Origin of the sequence: Chryseobacterium mucoviscidosis (genome assembly GCF_002177115.1) — a bacterium.
Classification (GTDB): domain Bacteria; phylum Bacteroidota; class Bacteroidia; order Flavobacteriales; family Weeksellaceae; genus Chryseobacterium; species Chryseobacterium mucoviscidosis.
In genome coordinates, this window is sequence record NZ_MVAG01000114.1 from 183009 (window position 1) to 204192 (window position 21184).

Consider the following 21184-nt stretch of genomic DNA (forward strand, 5'->3'; position numbering starts at 1 on the left):
ACATGAGCAAAATAATAATCGGCTTTATTTCCTTATCAGCCCTGCTATTCACCGCTTGCGGACAGGTAGGGTCAAATAAGGATGAAGCGACACAGCATTCGCAGGCAACTCCGGAAAGCCACGGGCATAGTAACCAAATAGGTGAATTGGTTCCATCGGATGAAGTCTGCATGGTCAACGATGCCTATATGGGCAAAAGGCAGTTTGACGTAAAATTTGATGGTAAAACCTATTACGGATGTTGCGAAATGTGTAAGGAACGTATTCCAAAAGATGCGACCGTGCGGATGGCGATAGACCCCTATTCCCATAAGCAGGTAGACAAAGCTAATGCGGTGATTGCTGTGACAGGAAATAACGGTGAAGTTTCTTATTTTGAAAACAAGGAGAATTATGCCAAGTATGTGAAAAAACAGTAGACACAAAAAGATGAAGCCACAATAAAATAATTATGACCATAAAGAAGAAAATCATATTGGGGCTGGCTGTCGTCCTGATTGCCATACAGTTCTTTCAGCCCTTACGGAACCAGGCGGTTGAAGTGCCAGCCACCCATATCGAAAGGGTGTACACCGTACCCCAAAATGTAAAGGCTATCCTTGTTCAGTCCTGTTATGACTGCCATAGCAACAATACCCATTATCCGTGGTACAGCCGTATCCAGCCCGGCGCATGGTACATGGCAGAGCATATAAAAAAGGGGAAAGAGGAACTCAACTTTAGCGAATTTGGCGACTATTCTGTCCGCAGGCAGCGAAACAAGTTCAGGGCTATGGCCGGGCAGGTTAAGGACGGGGAAATGCCGTTGTCATCATACACACTAATTCATCGCAATGCAGTATTGTCACCGGAGGATAAGCAGGTTTTGATAGCGTGGTTTAGCACAATGGAAGACAGCATTAAATAAAATTTTTCAAATCATGAACAGATATAATAAAATACCTATAAGAATTTTGCAAACAGTGCTGATACTGCTTTGCACGCAAACGCTGTTTGCACAGAGAGTGGTGCATTACGAGCTGTATGTAAAAGATACGCTTGTCAACTATGCAGGTAAGCAAAAAAGGGCAATTGCCGTAAACGGGCAAATCCCCATGCCCACCCTTACCTTTACCGAGGGCGACACTGCCGAAATAGTGGTGCACAACCAATTGAAAGAAAGCACATCACTTCACTGGCATGGTGTGTTCCTGCCCAATAAAGAAGACGGTGTGCCCTGGCTTACACAAAAACCCATCGCACCGGGCACAACCTACACCTACCGTTTTCCGATTATCCAGCATGGTACGCACTGGTACCATTCCCACTCAGGATTGCAGGAGCAGATTGGCATGTACGGAAGTTTTATCATGAAGAAAAGAAGCGATGATAAGACATTCAGAAAAGGAATTGACGATTTGCCGACCGTTCCAATTATATTAAGTGAGTGGACAAATCTTAACCCCGATAATATCAACCGTATGCTACACAATGCAAATGATTGGGCGGCCATTAAGAAAGGCGCAACACAATCATATGTTGAAGCTATTAAGGAGGGAAAATTAGGGGTAAAGGTAAAAAACGAGTGGAAGCGGATGCTGGCGATGGATGTCAGTGACGTTTACTATGATAAAATCCTAATAAATGGTAGCCATAGCACCGATTTGAAAACAATTGATGGTAAAAAGCTAAAAGCAGGCGACAAAGTCAGATTGCGTGTTTCCAATGGAGGGGCGTCTTCATATTTCTGGCTACGGTATGCTGGAGGAAAAATTACAGTAGTAGCGAATGATGGGAATGATGTTGAGCCTGTAGAGGTGGACAGGTTAATCATTGCCGTTTCTGAAACTTACGATATTGTAGTGACTATCCCTCAAGATGGTTTGGCTTACGAGTTCTTAGCAACAACCGAAGACAGGACACAATCTGCGAGTTACTTTATAGGTGATGGGGTCAAACAGCTTATTTCTCCACTCCCACGATTGAAGTATTTCGAGGGGATGAAGATGATGAACGATATGATGAAAATGAATGGCGATTTGGACGATATGGGCATGAAGATGAGCCTTAACCAAATGGACATGAATGTAGTGATGTATCCCGAAATTACCGGAGATGCAACAAAAAAAGCAGACCACAGTAAGCATGAGGGTATGGATATGGATAACGACGCTAACCGTTACAACGCTAATGCCTTGGGAGACATCAAAACATTAAATTATGCTATGTTGCAATCACCTTATAACACCTCTCTTCCAAATGATGCGCCTGTAAAAGAGTTGAAATTCACACTTACTGGCAACATGAACCGCTATGTATGGAGCATGGATAATAAAATACTTTCGGAAACTGACAAAATACCTGTAAAAAAAGGAGAAATTCTACGGATTACCATTTATAATAATTCAATGATGCGGCATCCAATGCATCTTCACGGATTTGATTTCAGGGTGATAAACGGAAAAGGCGAAAAATCGCCGCTTAAAAATGTGTTGGATATCATGCCTATGGAAACAGATACCATTGAGTTTTTAGCAAATGAGGAAGGTGATTGGTTCTTTCATTGCCATATATTATATCACATGATGGCGGGAATGAACAGGGTCTTTGAAGTTGGAGACTACAATAACCCCTATCTACCCGACAAGGTAAAAGCCTATAAAGAATTGCAAAGAGAAAGTAATATGCCTCATTTTATGGCACAAAACGATTTTGCAACCAATGGTAATGATGGAGAAGCTATGCTAATGAATGCACGCTACCAATTAGGAACAGAATGGCGTTTAGGCTATAATAGTATGCACGGTTATGAAGTAGAAACCCATTTAGGTAGATACATTGGAAAGATGCAATGGTTCATGCCCTTTGTAGGTTTTGATTACCGCTACCGTAAAATGGGAGAAGATGAACACGAAAAGAACATATTTGGACAAACCAACAAGAAAGACACCCGCAGGGCGTTCAGTTTAGGGTTTATGTATACGTTACCTATGCTGGTCAATTTTCAGGCAGAAGTATATCATGATGGAATTGTGAGATTGCAGTTAATGCGTGAAGATATACCAATTTCAAAAAGACTAAGAGGTGGTTTTATGGTGAATACCGACTTAGAGTATATGGGAGAACTTAGGTATATCATTAATAAGAATATAGGTATACGTACCCACTATGATAGCGATATGGGCTTTGGTGTGGGGCTGGCATTGACTTATTAAAATTAAATAACTAAGGGTTGTAAACTGCATAACCGTAAAAAAATATCGGTAAAAAAAAGGAGGTGATGCAGGTGTAATTCGCAAAGACTAACCTGCATCATACTACAACCCTTTAAAGTATGCAACAAAAATCTATCTATCGTTCCATCATCAATACGGTAGAGGTTGAATTTTTTTAAGCAGTAATTGCATCATAAGCTAATACGAACAGTGTTAGCTTTTCTGTATTAACCAATAATATATTACATCAAAATGAAGCGAATGGATAAATTTTACAATGAAACATATCTTAAATTGGAAACTGCAATCCAGGAACTGGAGATTGAAACCGACTGCCCCATAAAAAGAATTGAAGCCGTTATACACCATATCATACAAAGCCTTGCCGACTTAAAGGACTTTGTACTGAAAAATGACTTTAAGAATATGGAAGAAGAAATCCATTTTTTCAAGTATCAGAAACCTGTTATTGTTTCAAAGCTCATCTACTACAATGCCATCTATAAAATCGAAACAAGAAGACCCTACGGGAACAAGCGTACCAAGAAATATTTTACCAAAGAACTGAAAAAGCTAAAAAGGTTCTTTGAAAACAACCTTGATTTTTACAAGTATTACCGCAGCAATAATTCTTTCGTTGACGAAAAATTCTTTGTGCGTGGCAAGCACGATATAAGGCTGTGGTTAGACACATTTTATTTTGAAGCAGACCATCGTTTTTCTACTTCACACGATTATAAGGTTGCCAAGATTATTGCCAATGACCTGATACAAGTTTATTTGGAAGACAGGCTCAATAACATCAATGTGAAAAGGGGTTCGGACAATTCATTGAAATGGACGGCAAGTAAAACGGCACTGACGGAACTCATATATGCACTGTACTCCCACGGTGTATTTAACAATGGGAATACAGACATAAAATTGATAGCTAAAACTTTTGAAGAAGCCTTTAATATTGAGTTAGGCGATTTTTACCACACGTTTATGGAACTGAAAGCCCGTAAGATAAACCGAACCAAATTCCTTGACAGCCTGTGTGAAGCCCTAATAAAAAAAATGGACGAAAAGTAACGACTATTATAATACGCCACGAGGTGAATGAACGCCTTTTGTCCGTATAATGCTTTCCTGCACCTTTGGGGCTTCATTCTGCTTTTCTGCCTGCTCCGAAGCATCTTGTTTGGTTTCCGGCGTAATAGATAGCTGTATCTTTCTTTCTACGGCAGCCAGTTCCGTTTTAAGCTCACTCAATCGACTTTCCTTAGCCCAAGTACCGTTAACCACTTCCTGAAGTATCGGCAGGTCTTTTTGTATTTCAGCGATTTTCTCCTGCTCCTGCTTCACAAAGCCCGGCAGTTTTTCCAAAGCCCTTAAAAAATTCATTGCGGCGGTTTCGGGGTCTTTTGCCATCAGACCGTTATTGTAGGTGTACTTGATATTGCCCTCGCCAGTTATAAAAAATCTATTGACCCTTTCGAGTGTTGAATTATCCTTTGGAAGTTCTGTTTTAACCAATAATTGAAACCCGTAGAGGTTGCCTATTTCACGATAGTCGCCTGCCGTGCGGGCTTTGTTCGCAATCTCGTTCAGTTTTGCGCCTATTTGTTTCGGATTTGCATTGGGCGGCAAGCCATCTAACAGCACAGGGTTTTCGATTGTACCGTCCGAACGCTTTTGCAGGCGTTGCTGTAAGTTTTCCCAGTCGGTACTCATCCGGCTCAAACGGGATTGAGTGCTTTGCAACATTTCCATATAATCCTGTACCTTAAATTTGGCACTGGATTTAGAGCGGTTGAACGCCTGCTTTTCGCTTTCCAGTCCGGCAATCTGTTTTTCCAGTTTGGCTTTATCCAACAGGTCTGTATTTCCTGACAGGATTGCCACATATTCCGAAAAGTTCATTCCCGATTTTTCGTCCATACTTCCCTCGTCAATCGTTCTTTTGGTCAGGTTGTTAGTCTTTAACTGGTCGATGAAAAGCTGCTTATTATACAGCAGGTTGAATTTGTAACTGTCCAACGATTTTTCAACTGCATAGATAATCACAGCAACTTTATTATCGGCAAAGAATTTGGCAATCTCGTTGCCTTTACGGATTGCCCGCCCGTCCCTTTGGGCGAGGTCAGACGGTCGCCACGGCGTATCTAAATGATGAACAGCAACGGCTCTTTTCTGTGCGTTTACGCCAGTTCCGAGCATACTTGTAGAACCAAACAACACACGGATTTTGCCCTCGTTCATTCCGTTGATAAGTTCTCTGCGTTGCTTATCATTTTTCGCTTCTTGAATAAACCTTACTTCGTGTGCAGGGATGCCGTGGTCTTCCACGAGCTTGCGTTTGATTTCAGAATACACGTTCCATTCGCCCGGCTTATAGGTTCCCAAATCAGAGAAAACGAACTGCGTTCCTTTCTGTGCGTTGAAATGGTTGTAATACTTGGCGATATTTGCCGCACAATGCGAAGCCTTATTATCAGGGTGGTCGTCGTAGATATCGCTTACCATACGCATATCGAGCGACATCTTACGGGCGTAGTCCGTAGCAATGAGCATCTTTGCTTTTTCTTCCCTTTGCGATAATGGTTCCCTTCCGAGCAAAGTAGCATCGCCCGTTTTGGCAAACTGCATCAGGCTTTGGATAAAGGCTTCTTGGTCGGGCGTTGGCGGTATGTTGTACAATACCTCGTTCTTGTTGGGACGGTCTATACCAATATTCTTTGCCGTTCTGTAATCCGTGATTTCAGAATAGAACTGCGCCAGTTCCGGCACTTTGATAAAGTAGCGGAAACGCTCTTTTGCTACAATATTGTTAGCTACCGAAAATTCATAATCGGTCGTTTTCCGTGCATAGATAGCTGCCCACGCATCAAAGGAATGAATACCCTGTTTTTCCAATGCACGGGGGCGCAGGTATTTAAACAGCAGGTACAATTCCGTTAATGAATTGCTGATGGTTGTACCCGAAAGAAAGGTTGCACCCATATCCGCATTGGTACGCTCCTGAATGGTGCGGATTGCAAACAGCAGGTTCAGTGCCTTTTGGCTGCCGTCCACGTTCCCCAGTCCGGCAACCCGTGTATGACGGGTGTTGAACATCAGGTTTTTGAACTGGTGGCTTTCGTCCACAAACAAATGGTCTATGCCCATCATCTTAAAGTCCACAATATCATCCTTACGGTTTTCAATATCGTGTTGCAGCGTTTTCAGCTTTACTTCAAGATTTTCTTTCCGCTTGATTACCCCGGCGAGCATTCCCCTTGTCACTTCCTTGCCCTGCGATTTCAGGGCATCGAGATTGCGCTCTACGCTGTCCAGTTCTATTTCGAGGATTTCCTTTTGTATTTCGGGCGATTGCGGTATCATTCCGAACTGGTCGTGCGTAAGTATCACGCAATCCCAATCATTATTTTTAATATCCCCGAAAATCCGCAGGCGTTTTTTCGGCGTAAAATCATCAATACCCGGATAAAGGATTTTGGCGTGTGGATAGGCTTTACGGTAGTCTTCGGCAATGGCAGGTATATTTGCTTTCAGCCCGATAATCATCGGCTTATGGGCTAATCCCAAACGCTTCATTTCCTGCGCTGCGGTACACATTATCAGCGTTTTTCCTGCGCCTACTTCGTGGTCGCAGATAGCACCGTTGTTCAGCTTTATCATCCAAACGGTGTCCTTTTGACTTGAATACAGGTCTTCAATGCCTGCTCCCTTGCGGTCTAATCCCGGAAATTCCTGATGGCTTCCGTCATAGTTTGGGCGAACGAAACAATTAAAGGTATCGTTGTACTGGTCGGTCAGCCTGTTTTTAAACTCATCGTTCTGTGCGTGTAGCCAGTCGGTAAAGGCGGTACGGATTTCGTCAATCTTGGTGTTCGCCATTTGTATGGCTTCCATATCCCGTACTTTAACCTCTTGGTCGCCAACCATTACTTTTTTGGTAATATCAGGCGTGGTATTGACAAGGGCGTGTTTAAGCAGGGCAATACCGTCAAACGTGCGGCTTTCCGCTTTGACCGCATATTTTTCCCAAATGTGCATATTGCCCTGATGACACTTTACGGAAAAGTCGTCGGAGCTTTCGGAGTAATGAACCAGTACATCCGCATCGAACAAATGCGAAGCGAAACGGGCATAAATTCCGGTAGGTATCCACCGTTCGCCGAGGTTAAAATCCAGTTCCTCAAATTCGATACGTTTTGGTCGGGCTTCCTCTAAAGCGGTAAGGCTTTCTTTGGCTTCGGTATCATCGGGATAGTTTTCGAGATAGGCTCTTACTTCATCTGCTTTCTCCACCACGTTGCCTGCAATCCAACGTTCGGCTATTTCATATTCCTGTTGTAGCGGATTGTAGAACAACCGCCCGTGCAGGGCTTCTTTCAGGGTATCGGCAGGCAGGCTGCTGATTTCGGACATAAAGTCCAAATCCACATTTCCGTATTTGTTCAGGGAGGCAGCTAAAGCCTCTTCGGGATTGTCGGTTGCTAACGTGGTAGTAGAGAAACTGACCGGACGGCTGAAAATATCCGCTTTATGGATTATGCCGCCAATGACACGCTCCAGATAGGGGATTTCTTTACCTGCACTGTCTGTTTTTATCAGCTTGGCATTGTCGGCAGTATTGAGATTGCCGTATTTTTTGGTAAAGGCATCGTACAGCAGGTTCAGGGTTTCCCGTTCTTCCCTGTGTTCGGTCTGTTTTTCAGCTTCTTTTTGGTACAGGTTGATATAACTGTCCCTTACGGCTATGTAGGCTTCGGCTCTTGCTTTCTGTGCCGACGGCAATTGCAATGGATGAAAGATAGCTTTTTTGTCTTCCTTATCCACCTCTTGCAAATAGCCGACCCAACCGTTATCCACCACAAGGCAATCATTCCGGTGGAATAATTGCAGTTCGCCGCTATACGGAGCAGGTTCAGGAACGGTGTTAATATCGGTAACGGGAATGGCAGTCTTATCAGACTGGCCATTGCCGTTTATTTGTGAAAACAGGTCGCCGATGGCTTCCTGTTTTTTGCTGTTTACTTGGCTTTTTCCATTGGTAGCACCATTGGATTTTAGCGGTGTATAAGGTTGCTGCCTGGCACTGCTGAACAGGTCGGGTTGACGACCTATTGTGCCTCTTCTTTTATTACTACTTTGCCTTTTGTTTTGGGTAGTTCTTTTAGGTGGAGCAAGCACCATTACAGGCTCACCCGCACTTTCAAACAGGTCAAAAATGCTTAGTTGTTTTAGTTCCTGTGGGCTTTCCTGATGGACTACCGGAGTGGTTATAAGCTGCGGTTTTTGCTGAACGATTGCAGGGTCTATGACCGGAGGTGTAACCTTTGGTTCAATCGGAATTTGTATCATAGGCTCATCATTGCGTTCGCCTTTGTATAAATTCAAATTCAGATGGTTCCCAAAATCTTCGGAAAGCATTTGTTTCAAATCTTTGGCAATACCCTCAACACCGTCTTTATGCGTATAGATTAAGGCAGGTTGACCGTATGGGTCGGTATCTAATTTTTGGTCGGTATGGATAATTCTTGTACCGTCCTGAAAGAGCGCATTGCCCGGCGTATTGTATTCGGTTGGCTTGCTTTGGCAAAACAGATCTTCCCTGTCGGTCAGATTTTGTTTTGCCGTATTTTTTTGCAGGATAATCAGGTCGCTGCCCACTTCCGTACCTGCATATTCGGTAAACAGATTGTTGGGCAGTCTTACAACCGAAACCAAATTATTATCCTGCATCAACGCCCTGCGTATGGGTTCGTTCTTAGGGCTATTCAGAATGCCCTGCGAAGTGATGTAAGCCAACAAACCACCCTCACGGAGCATATCAGCACCTTTCAGAAAAAAGTAATTGTGTATGCTTCGGGCAGCCTGTTCCTTTGCGCTGTTTCTGCTGCGTGAATAAGAAAGGTCAAATACAGAAGTATCGCCGAACGGTATATTACTGGCGATTATATCATAGTTGTTTTGTTCCCTTTCGGGAATTTCCTCAAAACCGTTGATACGGATATTGCTTTCAGGATAAAGCTGCTTTAAAATCTTACCTGTGAGCAAGTCTTTTTCATAGGCGGTAACACTGGCTTTCTGATTTTCCGAAAAGGATTGGATGAATGAGCCGATACCTGCGGAGGGTTCGAGGAATTTATCAATATGCAGACCCTTATCCCGCAAGGCGGATGAAATGGCATCTATAACCTTTGGCGGGGTATAAAAAGCCGTCAGTACGGAACTTTTCATACTGTCCACATACCTGCGGTACTGCTTATCGTCTTCGGAATTTTCTTTGAGTAATTGGTGGAGTTCCTGCGTTAATGGAAAAAGGTCGTGTTCTGTTTTTCTCCAATGATTGATGTCTATTTCGTTTTCTACGGGGTTCAGAACGAATTTAAGACCGCCAAATCCGCTGTATCGCATCATTAGCAGTCTTTCGCCTACGGTGGCTTGGCGTTTCTCCTTTTCCAGTTTAAAAGCAATTCGCAGGGCATCAATATTCAGTTGGAGATGTTGCTTTTTACTGAAGCCCATTTTCCTCAATCCATATTGAGATGGTTCCGGTCAGTTCGGTGTAGAGTACATCAAACTCATTTCCGTTGGCGAAATCATCGGTTAATTCATATCCTGCGAAAACAGGCTCACAAACGGGGAACATTTTCAGGGCGAACGGTCGCAGTTCCTCGTCTGCCATTATGGTATCAAATTCATTGCATACCACTTTGAAAACCGTGTCGAACTTGGAGAAGTGCAAGCCCTCAAAAAGTATGTAGTTGGCTATTTCGTCGCATTGCTCAACGGCGTTTCCCGAACGGAAAGCACCCTCATAAGCATTGGCAGCCCACGAAGACCGTTGGTCAATAAATTTTTGGTCGTGTGCCTTTTCGGGAAAGCTGCTGTTTAATAATTCTTGCAGTCGTAATCTGAAATACGACAGGTCTTTTTGCTGTACATCCATACTTATTTTGATTAGAATTTTACTTAAATCCTAAAATTATAAGCAGGAGCAATTGCCTTTGATAATGTTGCAGCGTTTGGCTTTGAAAGGCAGGATTTGGCGATTTACAATAGAAAATTGAACTGATTATTTATACAGAATTGGTGCTTGGCTATATGTTTTTTCACAAACTACTTTTGTGGTTTAAATATTTATCGTAATATTGCGATATATTATTACAAATAAGATGGGCGTAACAAAAACAGAAATATTTACAGAACAGCAAAACAGCTTGGCAACCACTTTAAAGGCACTGGCTCATCCTGCCCGTATAGCTATCCTGCAATACATCATCAAGCAGAATGCTTGCATTTGTAATGACTTAGTGGAAGAATTAGGATTGGCGCAGGCTACGATTTCACAACATTTAAAAGAGCTTAAAAACATTGGTATCATCAAAGGCAATATAGAAGGGACAAGTGTGTGCTACTGTATTGATGAAAATGTTTGGCAGCAGATTAAAAAGGAACTCAATGCTTTCTTTATAGATAATGTAGAGGTTGATAAATGCTGTTAAGCATTTTTTTTAAGCACATTAATCGCAATAAAGCAATATAACAATTAAATAAAAAAATAATGAAACTATCAAACATCAAAGAAATCTTACCAGCATTGGATAATGTTGAATTTCAATTAGAGAACGGAACATTTGTACCCGAACACTTTCACGTTACCGAGATAGGTGTTATTACAAAACATTTTATTGATTGTGGCGGAACAATTAGAAACGAAAAAGTTGTCAATTTCCAATTATGGAATGCCAACGATTTTGAACACCGATTAAAGCCAACAAAGCTATTAAACATCATTAAGCTATCCGAAGAAAAGTTGGGTATTGAAGATGCCGAAATAGAAGTAGAATACCAAAGTGAAACGATTGGTAAATTTGATTTGGATTTTAACGGAAATCATTTTATACTGAAGAATAAACAAACCGCCTGTTTAGCTCAAGATGCTTGCGGTATTCCTGCCGAAAAACAGAAAGTAAAATTATCAGACCTGAATAATGCTTGCTGTACACCTAATTCGGGATGTTGCTAAAATTAATGAAACATTAAAAATATAATTCTTAAAATCAATAAAAATGAAAATTGCATTATTCAGCGACATTCACGCCAATCTACCTGCATTAGAAGCATTCTTTGATGATGTAGAAAAAAGAAATCCCGATAGTATTTATTGCTTAGGCGATTTGGTCGGTTATAATATTTGGGCAAATGAAGTAGTGAACGAAATCCGTAAACGCAAAATACCAACCATTGCAGGGAATTATGATTTTGGTATTGGACGTATGAGCAACGATTGCGGATGTGCGTATAAAACTGAACCCGAAAAAGACAACGGCAGTATATCTATTTCTTTTACCAACTCTATTATGAAAGATGAAGAAAGAGCCTATTTGCGTACACTTCCGGCACATATCAAAGTAGAATTTCAGTTGAACGAGGATAAGCTCAATTTGCTATTGGTACACGGTAGCCCAAGAAAAATAAACGAATACTTATTTGAGGACAGGGAAGAAAAAAGTATGCTTAGAATTATGGAACAGGCGGACGCAGACATTATGTGTTTCGGACATACACACAAGCCATACCACCGCATTTTAAATTCGGGCATTGACGGACAAGACCATTTCAGACACGCCATCAATATAGGTTCGGTAGGAAAGCCGAAAGACAGCGATGTAAGAGGCGGTTATGTAATGCTTACTATCAATGAGCAAAGTTCTGTATTGGACAAAGACAGTATCAGTGTGGAATTTATACGATTTGATTATGATATTGAAAGAGCCGCAAAAGCAGTAGAGGAAAGCATTTTACCAAACGAATACGCAGAGAATTTAAGGAGAGGTTACTAATCAAAGAATTTATAAAGATGGAATTTCCAACCGATAGAAAGTATTCAAAAGAACATACGTGGATAAGCGTACAGGACAACACAGGTACAATAGGCATTACCGAATTTGCACAAAGCGAATTAGGCGAAATCGTATATGCAGATTTACCCAATGTTGGATATAGTTTTCGGCAGGACGAAGTATTCGGCTCTGTTGAAGCGGTTAAAACGGTCAGTGATTTATTTATGCCTGTATCGGGTAAAATCGTTGAAACGAACGAACTGCTATTGAAAGTGCCCACACTCATAAATGACAATCCTTATAAAGACGGTTGGCTTATTAAAATAGAAATACAGGACATCGCAGAATTAGAAAACCTGCTTACCTCAAATCAATATAAAGAACTCACAAATTAACCACGCAATGCAATCAAAACTAAAATTCCTTGACCGTTACCTAACCTTATGGATATTCCTTGCAATGGCATTAGGCATAGGATTGGGATATTTCTTTCCGGATATATCAAAAATTACAAATGCTCTATCCGTAGGCACTACAAATGTTCCGTTGGCAATAGGTTTAATATTGATGATGTACCCACCATTGGCAAAGGTTGATTATTCATTATTACCTATGGCATTTAAGGACAAAAAAGTAATCGGTATATCCTTATTGCTGAACTGGGTTATCGGCACAGTACTGATGTTCGGTTTAGCAGTTTTGTTTTTACGGAACGAACCCGATTATATGACAGGCCTGATATTGATAGGTTTGGCAAGGTGCATCGCAATGGTAATCGTTTGGAGTGACTTAGCTAAAGCAAACAGAGAATATACAGCTATGTTAGTTGCATTAAATAGTATCTTCCAGATACTTTCTTATAGCTTCTTAGTTTGGTTATTCATCAATGTATTACCTGAAAAATTAGGAATAGCTAACTTCAATGTAAGCGTATCAATGAAAGACGTAACCGAAAGCGTATTGATATACTTAGGCATTCCATTCTTAGCAGGTTTTATAAGCCGTTACGCATTGGTGAAATCAAAAGGTATAGAATGGTATAACAGGAAATTTGTATCCCGAATATCGCCCATTACATTGTATGCTTTACTGTTTACGATAGTATTAATGTTCAGTCTGAAAGGAGATAAAATATTAGAACTGCCAATGGATGTAGTAAAAGTTGCCATACCGTTAGTAATCTATTTTGTACTGATGTTTTTCGTCAGCTTCTTTATCAATAAATCCTTAAATGTTCCTTACGACAAAAACGCCTCAATCGCATTTACAGCCACAGGAAACAATTTTGAATTGGCAATAGCCGTAGCAATAGCGGTTTTCGGTATTCATTCTCCACAGGCGTTTGTAGGCGTTATAGGACCGTTAGTAGAAGTTCCGGTACTGATATTATTAGTAAGAGCAAGTTTATGGCTAAAGAAGAAATACTACTAAAGCTATTTAAGAACGATAAGGGTATTTTAGGTGTCAAATAGCAAAGAAGCTCTCCGAAAATTCGGAGGGCTTCTTTTATGGCTTATTTAGGATTTGAAGCATCCTGCCGACTTCAATATCCATTCTTGAAAAAGCAAACCATTTTTTGCCCAGGTCTTTGAGTGATGCCCCGATATGGTAGAGTTCTGTATGGTCAATAATCAAAAAACGGTCATGGGCATCGGAAAACACTTCAATTTCTATCGGAGGATATTGACTATTATAGCGTTGTAAGTCTAACCGTAACTGATTGCTGAAACTTTTGGTAAGAATTGTAGCAGTTACATTAGTCTTACGCTTACCCAACAAAGTAAGCACCGTATCATCCACATAATTATCAAGCAGGATAATAGAACTTTTGGCACTTCGGATAATATCGGAAACAAAGGCGTAGGCATCAAATACCTGTCCGTCGTAGAAAATGCCTTTTTCACTGTGGAGCTTGTCGCTTTCCAAAGCCTTAAAAATCTCTTCAAATTTTTGGTCGGCTTCCAGTTGCTTTAACTCGATATTATCCAAACGATGAAACAAAGAAGCGTTGCTAATGAGCATACGCCGCATTTCTACAAAGGCTTCCATTATTTCCACACTCATTTTAACGGCTATATCTGAACGGAGTATGGCAGATGCCATTGCAACGCCTTGTTCGGTAAAAACATAGGGCAAATAACGTCTGCCGCCGTAATTTAAACTTGAGGTTCCAATTTGGAACCTCAAGTTTTCAACTTCCTCTTCGGTCAGTTGAAAGCAGAATGATACAGGAAAACGCTCAATATTTCTTTTTACGGCTTTGTTCAGGTTCTTTGTTTCCACCTGATATAAGGCGGTGAGGTCGCTATCCAACATTACCTGTTTGCCCCGAATGGTATAAATCAGGTTCCTGATTTTTTTGGGTACGATTGACGGTTTATTTTCCATTGCGTTTACTGCTTTTGTTTTTCTCAAACTCAAAGGAACTTTCAGTGTTTTCTTTCAGAATGATGTAAGCATCGAATTTCTTTCCGGCTTTGCTTGTCATTCCTTTGATAAGAGAGGTTTTGCCTTTATTGACAAGGTTTGTTACATTTTCGATACTGATTTGTACACCGCAGACGGTGCGGAACTGTACCCAGTTACAAGCCTCATCAGGGCATTTCACAATCTTGTCACGGATAATAAGCTGCTGACTTTTGCATTTCGGGCAGGTTAGTTTGGGTTGGTTGGTGCTTGCAATAGAGGTTTGTAGCAATTCATCGGTAATAGATTTGGCATAGGTTTCCATTTCCTTTTGGAATGTTCCGGCATCCGCTTCGTTATTTTCTATTTTCTGTAACGCCAATTCCCATTCGGCAGTCATTGCCACGTCTGCAATTTTCCGGTCTTTTACAAGCCCGTACACCTGCAATCCTTTTTCCGTAGGGATTAAAGAACGTTTATCCCGTTGGATATAATTACGGGTAAACAGGGTTTCGATAATGGCGGCTCTTGTTGCAGGAGTACCGATGCCGATATTTTTGAGGGCTTTGCGTTCTTCTTCGTTCTCAATTTCTTTCCCTGCGGTTTCCATAGCCGACAAAAGCCCGGCTTCGGTGTAAAGCACTGGTGGTTTGGTCTGCTTTTCCAAAACTGCGGCTTCCTTTATGGCAAGTTCGTCGCCTTTATGCAGTTCAGGTAATTCCTGCACTGGCTCTTCGCCGTCATCGGTAAAACTTCCTTTTATGGAACGCCAACCCGCTTCCTGAATTTTACAGCCTTTTGCCGTAAAGTCGTAATGCAATACCTGTAATGATACATCGGTTATTTCTTTGACACAGGCTTGCGATATGGCTTCAAGCAAGCGAAGCGCAATCATATTGTAAATCTTGTTTTCGTCTGCATTAAGTACGGACGGCACTTTGTCCGTAATCAACAAACCGTGATGGTCCGTTACACGGAGGTCATTCACGATACGTTTGTTGAACCGTCCCCATTTGATTTTGGTAAGGGCTTGCTTGCAATCCTCACGATTTTGCAATGCCCGCACGAGGTTTGGAATTTCTGCCCACATATCTTCAGGGATGTATTTGCTCCCGGTACGTGGGTACGTGATAAACTTCTTTTCGTACAGGCTTTGCGCAATATTGAGCGTTGCTTCAGCAGATAATTTCAGCCTTTTGTTGGCTTCCTTTTGTAAGCCTGTCAGGTCGAAAAGCAAGGGCGGTTGTTCTGTAACGCTTTTGGTTTCTACTGATGTAAAGGTTGCCGTTGCGCCACGCTGAATAGCTTTAAGGGTATCATCAGCAAGTTGCTTTTCGTCCCATTTGGTTGCGGAAATACTTTTGAAATCAACCTGGGCTTTGTTGTGCGTTAATTGTATCTGCCAGTATTTCTTTACCGTGAAATTCTTATTGTCGAGGTAACGTTTGCATATCAAAGCCAGTGTGGGCGTTTGCACTCTTCCAAGCGAATAGATACCATTGCCTGCGGCAATGCTCAATGCCTGTGTAGCATTGATGCCTACAAGCCAGTCGGCACGGCTTCTGCCTTGCGCTGCCTGATACAGTCCGTCAAATGCTGCCCCGTCTTTTAGGTTGTTGAAGCCTTGCTTTATTGCCTTTTCGGTAAGCGAACTTATCCAAAGGCGTTCAAAAGGTTTGTTGCATTTCAGGTATTCATAAATGTACCTGAAAATGAGTTCGCCCTCACGACCTGCATCGGTAGCAACGATGATGCTGTTGCTTTGCTTAAAAAGCTGCTCAATGACTTTCAGTTGCTTTAATGCGCCAGTATCGGCGGTGTACCCTTTGTCTTTTTTGACCTTGCGGACGGTCAATAAAAACGGGTTGGGCAATATCGGCAGGGATGCTTTATCAAATCCCGAAATGCCGTAATCTTCGGGCATTCCCAGTCCTATTAAATGACCGAATGCCCACGTAACAAAATAGCCGTTACCTGTCAGGTAGCCATCCTTTTTATCGGATGCTCCCACAAGTCCGGCTATTTCCCTTGCTACGCTTGGTTTTTCTGCAATGATTGTTTTCATACTGTATTACATTTTTCTGCCTTTGGATTTTTCAGGCTTGTTATCCTGTTGCTCCTGCTGCTTCTCGTTTTTCGGTCTTTGCTGCCCGGACTTCAAAGGCTCTTGGACGTTCTTGGTCGCTTCGTTGGTTTTACCCTCCGAATTGACGGCAGTTTGTGTTTTATGAGTTTCGGCAGGTTCTACCCGTGCTTTGTACTGACCGGGAAACTCAAAATTGGTCTTTCCGCTATCTTTGTCGAACGTGATATAACCCTTATACGGTTGGTCTTTTTTGTCTTTCAGTTCAACGTATATGGTTTGTCCAGCTTTGAACTTGTTGTACTGCTCATCATCCAGTTCTTTGCCCCTGAAAGTTCTTGGAGCTTCTTGCGGTTGGCTTTGCTGATTGCTTTGTTGGGTATTCTGTTGGTTCGTTTGCGCCTGCTGATTGTTGTTGCTTCTGTCAAACAGGAACTCAACATACCGTTTGTCCGCATTGAATTGTACAGTTGCCGAAAACTCCGTTCCTTTCGAGGAAATCATACCCTCTAAATAGAGCGGTTTGCCCTCCATCAGCGTTTGCTTTTGTTCGTCATTCAGCTTTACGCCCTTAATTTCATCGGGAATTTTTATAAACTCCGTGCGCAGTGCAATCACATCATTGGTCAGCCTGTCAATGCTGATAATGGACGGCATCAGTTCGCCTGTTTTAGAATTTACCAAATTGACGACACGCCCCATATTACCCGTTTCGAGCAGGTTTTTCTTGTCTTCGTCCGTAAACTTGTGACCGAAAAACTCAAAGTGGAGGTTAGGTTCTCTTTTGATACCGTGTATTGCCACGATAACATTGCCGTCTTCCGCTTGCTGCAAAGACAAGCGGGCATCTGTGCGGAGGATGGAACTACCGAGGTTAATACCTATCGGTAAAAGTTCATTGGTTTTATAACCTCGTAACAAAGGGTCGAGCAGGTTTCTTTTTTCAAGATACTCTTTGCTTAATCCGAGGTTTTTCATTGTGTCCCAATCAATCTGCTCCGGCTTGTAGCGGTATTCGCTTGTTTCTGTTGTTGTTTGTGCTGTTGCCATATTATTTTGATTTTCTTGTTTTTTATCCGGTTGGAGTTCTGCTTTCACTTCGTGTTCTTTCAGCACTTTCTCGCCCTGTGGAGTGGGCTTATCTACGTGCTTTTGCAGTTCCTCCGCTTTTTCAGCAGCAACAGGGGCAGGCACTTTGAAGAAAGTAAAGTTTGTAGGGTTCTTTAACTGGCTGAAAAAATTGGAAAAGAAGTTGGAAAAGAAATCGCCGCTTTTGTCCACACGCATAAACTGGTTTTGGTTCTTCTTGGTGGGTTCTACGGTTTCCATTTTCCCGTTTTCGTCGATACTCTTTACCGCCTGGATTTTCATTTTCTCTTTATCCAGTACGAGTAATATGTCCGAAAGCTGTTCCGGCATTTCTTGTTTATTCGTTGTTTCTTCGCTCATAATCTGAAATTTTAAAATTCACGGTCGAATGTAAAGGAAGCCTTCACTGATTTGCGTTATGTGGCACTCAAAGGCAGTGTTTGTCACTTCTTGGCATCCAGTTTAGGCAGGGGCGGGTTAAAACTTTCCCTGATGAATTGATGCACATCGGACAGTTTGTAATACAGTTTTCCGCTAATGGTATAATAAGGGAGCTTACCTATGGAGCGATACCGTTGCAGGGAACGGTTACTGATTTTCAGCATTTGCAATAAATCCTGATTATCCAGTAACTCTTCGCCGTCTATGCTGTTGCGCTTCTTTTGTAAATCGTCTATGTGGTTGCCAAGAATGTCCAGCCTGTCCATTATGCGTTCCATCCACGCCACAAATTCCATTTTGTCGATATTCATACGGGTACGCTTTTAATGATTACCTGATTTCAGCTTTCTGCCTTTCTCGATATAGCTTTTGCCTTTCGCCATAAGCTGCTCCACATATTCATCGGTCGTCTGCACGGCGTTAGCGTTGAGCATTTCCTTGATAGCACCAATCGTATAGTAATACTGCCCGTACATTTTTGAAAAAGCTATCTGCCCGTTGGTGCGCATACGCCACAACGTTTTTTCGCTGATGTGGAGATACTGGCAGACTTCGTGGTTGTTGAGCCATAAGCTATCGTAGCTTGTATCTTCCAGTTTGAGGATATATTCGCTAATGGCTTTCAACCGTTCGTTGAGGTGCTTCCACACTTCTTCGTCAACTGTTATAATGTTCATTGCACTATTGTTTAATATTCACAGTACAAAATTCAGAAGTGTGGCAGTGTTTGTCTGCCAATGCGTACCCATTGGTTTGGCACTTTTTTTCAAATTTTTTGCAATGAGAAAAACCCTTGTTTAATAAGGGTTTTAGCGTGTTTCGGTTATTTTGTAGTAGCCTTTTGCCCATATATGCCAATTGGCATATATGGGCAAAGAAAAAGCAGTACATTTTGTGTACTGCTTTCAAACACCCGTGCTGATGTTGCTAAAGGTCTTTATCCATATACTCTTCGAGGGAAATTTTGAGCTGGTCTAAAAACACCGTTCGGGAGCCTGCCCTTGTTTTCATTCGGTGGAAAGAATGATGTATATCGTTCAAGGGCGTTCGGAAGAGGATTTGGAAAATCAATGCTAATTTCCTGATGCCTATTTTCCCGTATGCAATAGATTTGGAAACATACAGGGCGTAAATCAATTCTATCAGTGCATTTTGCGAGTTCGTCCACGAAATGTCTTTGTTTCCATCACCGTTTATTGAAATGGTATCGGGATTTTTTTCAGGGTTTATTTTGGTAAGCAAGAAAGTATAAAGTAATTCATTGGCTATAATATGGGCAACTTTGTTATCGTAATAAGTAGAAAAGCTAAGGTCAATTTCAAATACACTACTTTTTAGACCATCGTGGTAATTGATTTTTCCGAGCCTGAAATAACTGTGGTCACGGTCAGTTCTGCCTGCACGATAGTACCTGTAAAAATCCTCATTGGATATGCTTTCCTTGTATTCGGATTTGAGGATTTTAAGTTGGTTTTCAAAATAACTTTGGTGTATTCTCCCTGCACTTACGGGGCAGGTAGTTTCAATGCGGAATACCTTATTGTAATAAATAAGTTTTCCTAAAATCTGCGGTTTGATATTCTTGAAAAAATTGATTTCCTGCCGTTCGTCCTTAAATCCGGTTTGTAAGACTTTCATCTTTATGGTAAATAGCATTTCCTTCAGGAATAAGGTCATTTGGTAAGCCTCATCAGCAGTTTGCATAATTTGAGAAGAAAGATTATCTTCCTGATGCTGAATTTGCGATAATATTTTACTCAACACGATTTCCATAGCTTAGTCTGTTAAAAGTTATCACTACTTGTTTCGGAACCACATTTTAATTGATATACCAAAACTTGGAAATAATATGTAAACCATTATCACATTGTGTCCCCATATTGGGAAAGATTTATTTCCAATTACGCTTTTTGATGTATATTGGAAAAGCAGAAAAAGGGTTAAGTACACTACGACTTAACCCTTTTTTTATTAAATTTGCAATAATGATTTACAAGGTAATCAGATGAAAGCGAGTGCAGTAAGCACCATTACTAAATCGTTACCGATAGCACTTTCGGTTCTTGTAAACTACTCTTTATTAGCCACTTTGGGCTATATTAATCTTTTTTAATAAAAAATGACCGATTAAAAACCGGTCACCCTCAAATTATTTATCTACCTAACATTGCTTTAAGTATGATTATCTAACGGAGAAATATTAAAAATTATTTTAAAAAGAAAAAAATTTTTATCCTGAAAATCCTACTGACAAACTGTTGTCATCACCCCGGTTTATCTTTGTATCAACAATAACAAACAACATTAAAACTATGACAACTACAGCAACCATCACAAAACAGTTTATGACTTCGGAACAATTATTAGAACATTGGCAAGGTCACAGAAATTTAACGAGAAGAGTGATCGAAGCGTTTCCTGAAAAGGATTTATTTGAATTTTCGATTGCGGGAATGAGACCGTTCGCAAAGTTAGCGGTTGAGTTAATCAGCATTGGCGGACCTGCTTTGAAGGGGATTGTCGACAAGAATATGGAAGCTTACAATGAAGAAGGTTTTGTGCCGAAAACGAAGGAGGAGCTTCTGAAAAAGTGGGACGAAGAAACGGAAACGATCAATCATTATTTTGCGCAGATTTCGGAGGAGCGTTTTCAGGAGACTTTTAATTTATTCGGACAGTATGAATTCCCTGTGTATCAGAATATTCTGTATTTCGTTGATAATGAAATTCATCACCGTGGACAAGGGTATGTTTATTTAAGAGCTTTGGGAATTGAACCGCCTTTTTTTTGGGAGAGATTTTCGGTTCGTTAATGCCTTTGTTCAAGTTGAAATCATTGATTCTCTCACGAAACCGCAGTAAGGAAAAAGAGCGGAGATGCGTCTCATAGGTTAAATTTTAACGAAGTTTTATGATCTGCGGATCCGTTCTTCTTTAAACATGAAGTTTGTTTAAGCTAATTTTAAATTTAACCGCAAAAGAAGCAAAAGACTTTATAGAATTTATTAAGGTATTTCTAAAGGTTTGCAAAAGGAACCTTTGATTTTTGTTAACTTATGTGTTCTTTTTCTATTAATCATTAAACTTAAAATAACTAAAGTGTTAATCTTTTGCTTCTTTTGCGGTAAAAA

Annotated in this window: 18 protein-coding genes; 10 read left to right on the forward strand and 8 right to left on the reverse strand. The window is 41.1% G+C overall.

The genetic code is table 11. The features are described 5' to 3' along the window. Window positions 1–2: 2 nt before the first annotated feature. The 4 genes from B0E34_RS10475 to B0E34_RS10490 all read left to right on the forward strand — a co-directional run bounded on the left by B0E34_RS10475 (window position 3) and on the right by B0E34_RS10490 (window position 4268). Window positions 3–419, forward strand: a complete 417-nt coding sequence (locus B0E34_RS10475; protein ID WP_078797523.1) for a hypothetical protein — start codon at window positions 3–5, stop codon at window positions 417–419. Between the two features lie 32 nt (window positions 420–451). Then, on the forward strand, window positions 452–907 hold the full coding sequence (locus B0E34_RS10480) for a heme-binding domain-containing protein (protein WP_072885944.1): 456 nt from the start codon (window positions 452–454) through the stop codon (window positions 905–907). A 13-nt stretch (window positions 908–920) separates the two neighbouring features. Next, on the forward strand, window positions 921–3194 hold the full coding sequence (locus B0E34_RS10485) for a multicopper oxidase family protein (protein ID WP_084018984.1): 2274 nt from the start codon (window positions 921–923) through the stop codon (window positions 3192–3194). Between the two features lie 261 nt (window positions 3195–3455). Beyond that, entirely contained in the window at window positions 3456–4268 is an 813-nt protein-coding gene (locus B0E34_RS10490; RefSeq protein WP_084019043.1) for an RteC domain-containing protein, read from the forward strand. A gap of 6 nt (window positions 4269–4274) precedes the next feature. On the opposite strand, the gene B0E34_RS10495 is transcribed toward B0E34_RS10490, so the two are convergent. Both B0E34_RS10495 and B0E34_RS10500 read right to left on the reverse strand, forming a co-directional pair. After that, entirely contained in the window at window positions 4275–9713 is a 5439-nt protein-coding gene (locus B0E34_RS10495) for a helicase-like domain-containing protein (RefSeq protein WP_087709271.1), read from the reverse strand. Further along, window positions 9700–10137, reverse strand: a complete 438-nt coding sequence (locus tag B0E34_RS10500) for a DUF1896 domain-containing protein (RefSeq protein ID WP_048499054.1) — start codon at window positions 10135–10137, stop codon at window positions 9700–9702. The genes B0E34_RS10495 and B0E34_RS10500 overlap by 14 nt, the downstream gene beginning before the upstream one ends. A gap of 226 nt (window positions 10138–10363) precedes the next feature. Between B0E34_RS10500 and B0E34_RS10505 the strand changes: the two genes are divergently transcribed. Genes B0E34_RS10505 through arsB form a run of 5 tightly spaced genes read left to right on the forward strand, consistent with a single transcriptional unit; the run spans window position 10364 to window position 13465 of the window. Next, window positions 10364–10693, forward strand: coding sequence for an ArsR/SmtB family transcription factor (locus B0E34_RS10505; protein ID WP_047094742.1), 330 nt, complete (start codon window positions 10364–10366; stop codon window positions 10691–10693). Window positions 10694–10752: 59 nt separating this feature from the next. Continuing rightward, window positions 10753–11217 carry a DUF6428 family protein gene (locus B0E34_RS10510; protein ID WP_084018980.1) on the forward strand — a complete coding sequence of 155 codons (465 nt, stop codon included), beginning with the start codon at window positions 10753–10755 and terminating at the stop codon, window positions 11215–11217. A 43-nt stretch (window positions 11218–11260) separates the two neighbouring features. Continuing rightward, entirely contained in the window at window positions 11261–12034 is a 774-nt protein-coding gene (locus B0E34_RS10515) for a metallophosphoesterase family protein (protein ID WP_084018978.1), read from the forward strand. A gap of 17 nt (window positions 12035–12051) precedes the next feature. After that, window positions 12052–12429 carry a glycine cleavage system protein GcvH gene (gene gcvH / locus B0E34_RS10520; RefSeq protein ID WP_084018976.1) on the forward strand — a complete coding sequence of 126 codons (378 nt, stop codon included), beginning with the start codon at window positions 12052–12054 and terminating at the stop codon, window positions 12427–12429. 7 nt (window positions 12430–12436) lie between these two features. Then, window positions 12437–13465: an ACR3 family arsenite efflux transporter gene (gene arsB, locus B0E34_RS10525; RefSeq protein ID WP_084018974.1), complete on the forward strand. Its 1029-nt coding sequence runs from the start codon at window positions 12437–12439 to the stop codon at window positions 13463–13465. Window positions 13466–13540: 75 nt separating this feature from the next. Here arsB and B0E34_RS10530 read toward each other — a convergent pair whose 3' ends face one another. From B0E34_RS10530 to B0E34_RS10555, 6 genes are all read right to left on the reverse strand, one after another. Continuing rightward, window positions 13541–14422: an ORF6N domain-containing protein gene (locus B0E34_RS10530; RefSeq protein WP_087709273.1), complete on the reverse strand. Its 882-nt coding sequence runs from the start codon at window positions 14420–14422 to the stop codon at window positions 13541–13543. Further along, entirely contained in the window at window positions 14412–16505 is a 2094-nt protein-coding gene (locus tag B0E34_RS10535) for a type IA DNA topoisomerase (protein WP_087709275.1), read from the reverse strand. The genes B0E34_RS10530 and B0E34_RS10535 overlap by 11 nt, the downstream gene beginning before the upstream one ends. 6 nt (window positions 16506–16511) lie before the next feature. Next, a complete protein-coding gene (locus B0E34_RS10540; protein WP_087709277.1) occupies window positions 16512–17972 on the reverse strand; it encodes a DUF3945 domain-containing protein in 1461 nt (486 codons plus the stop codon). A gap of 83 nt (window positions 17973–18055) precedes the next feature. Continuing rightward, window positions 18056–18364 (reverse strand): helix-turn-helix domain-containing protein, encoded by a 309-nt coding sequence (locus B0E34_RS10545; RefSeq protein ID WP_084018968.1) that lies wholly within the window; start codon window positions 18362–18364, stop codon window positions 18056–18058. A 12-nt stretch (window positions 18365–18376) separates the two neighbouring features. Next, entirely contained in the window at window positions 18377–18730 is a 354-nt protein-coding gene (locus B0E34_RS10550; protein ID WP_013632656.1) for a helix-turn-helix domain-containing protein, read from the reverse strand. Window positions 18731–18980: 250 nt separating this feature from the next. Next, on the reverse strand, window positions 18981–19826 hold the full coding sequence (locus B0E34_RS10555) for an RteC domain-containing protein (protein ID WP_084018966.1): 846 nt from the start codon (window positions 19824–19826) through the stop codon (window positions 18981–18983). A gap of 539 nt (window positions 19827–20365) precedes the next feature. On the opposite strand from B0E34_RS10555, the gene B0E34_RS10560 reads away from it, so the two are divergent. Beyond that, entirely contained in the window at window positions 20366–20866 is a 501-nt protein-coding gene (locus B0E34_RS10560) for a DinB family protein (protein ID WP_087709278.1), read from the forward strand. The last annotated feature ends 318 nt before the right edge of the window (window positions 20867–21184 follow it).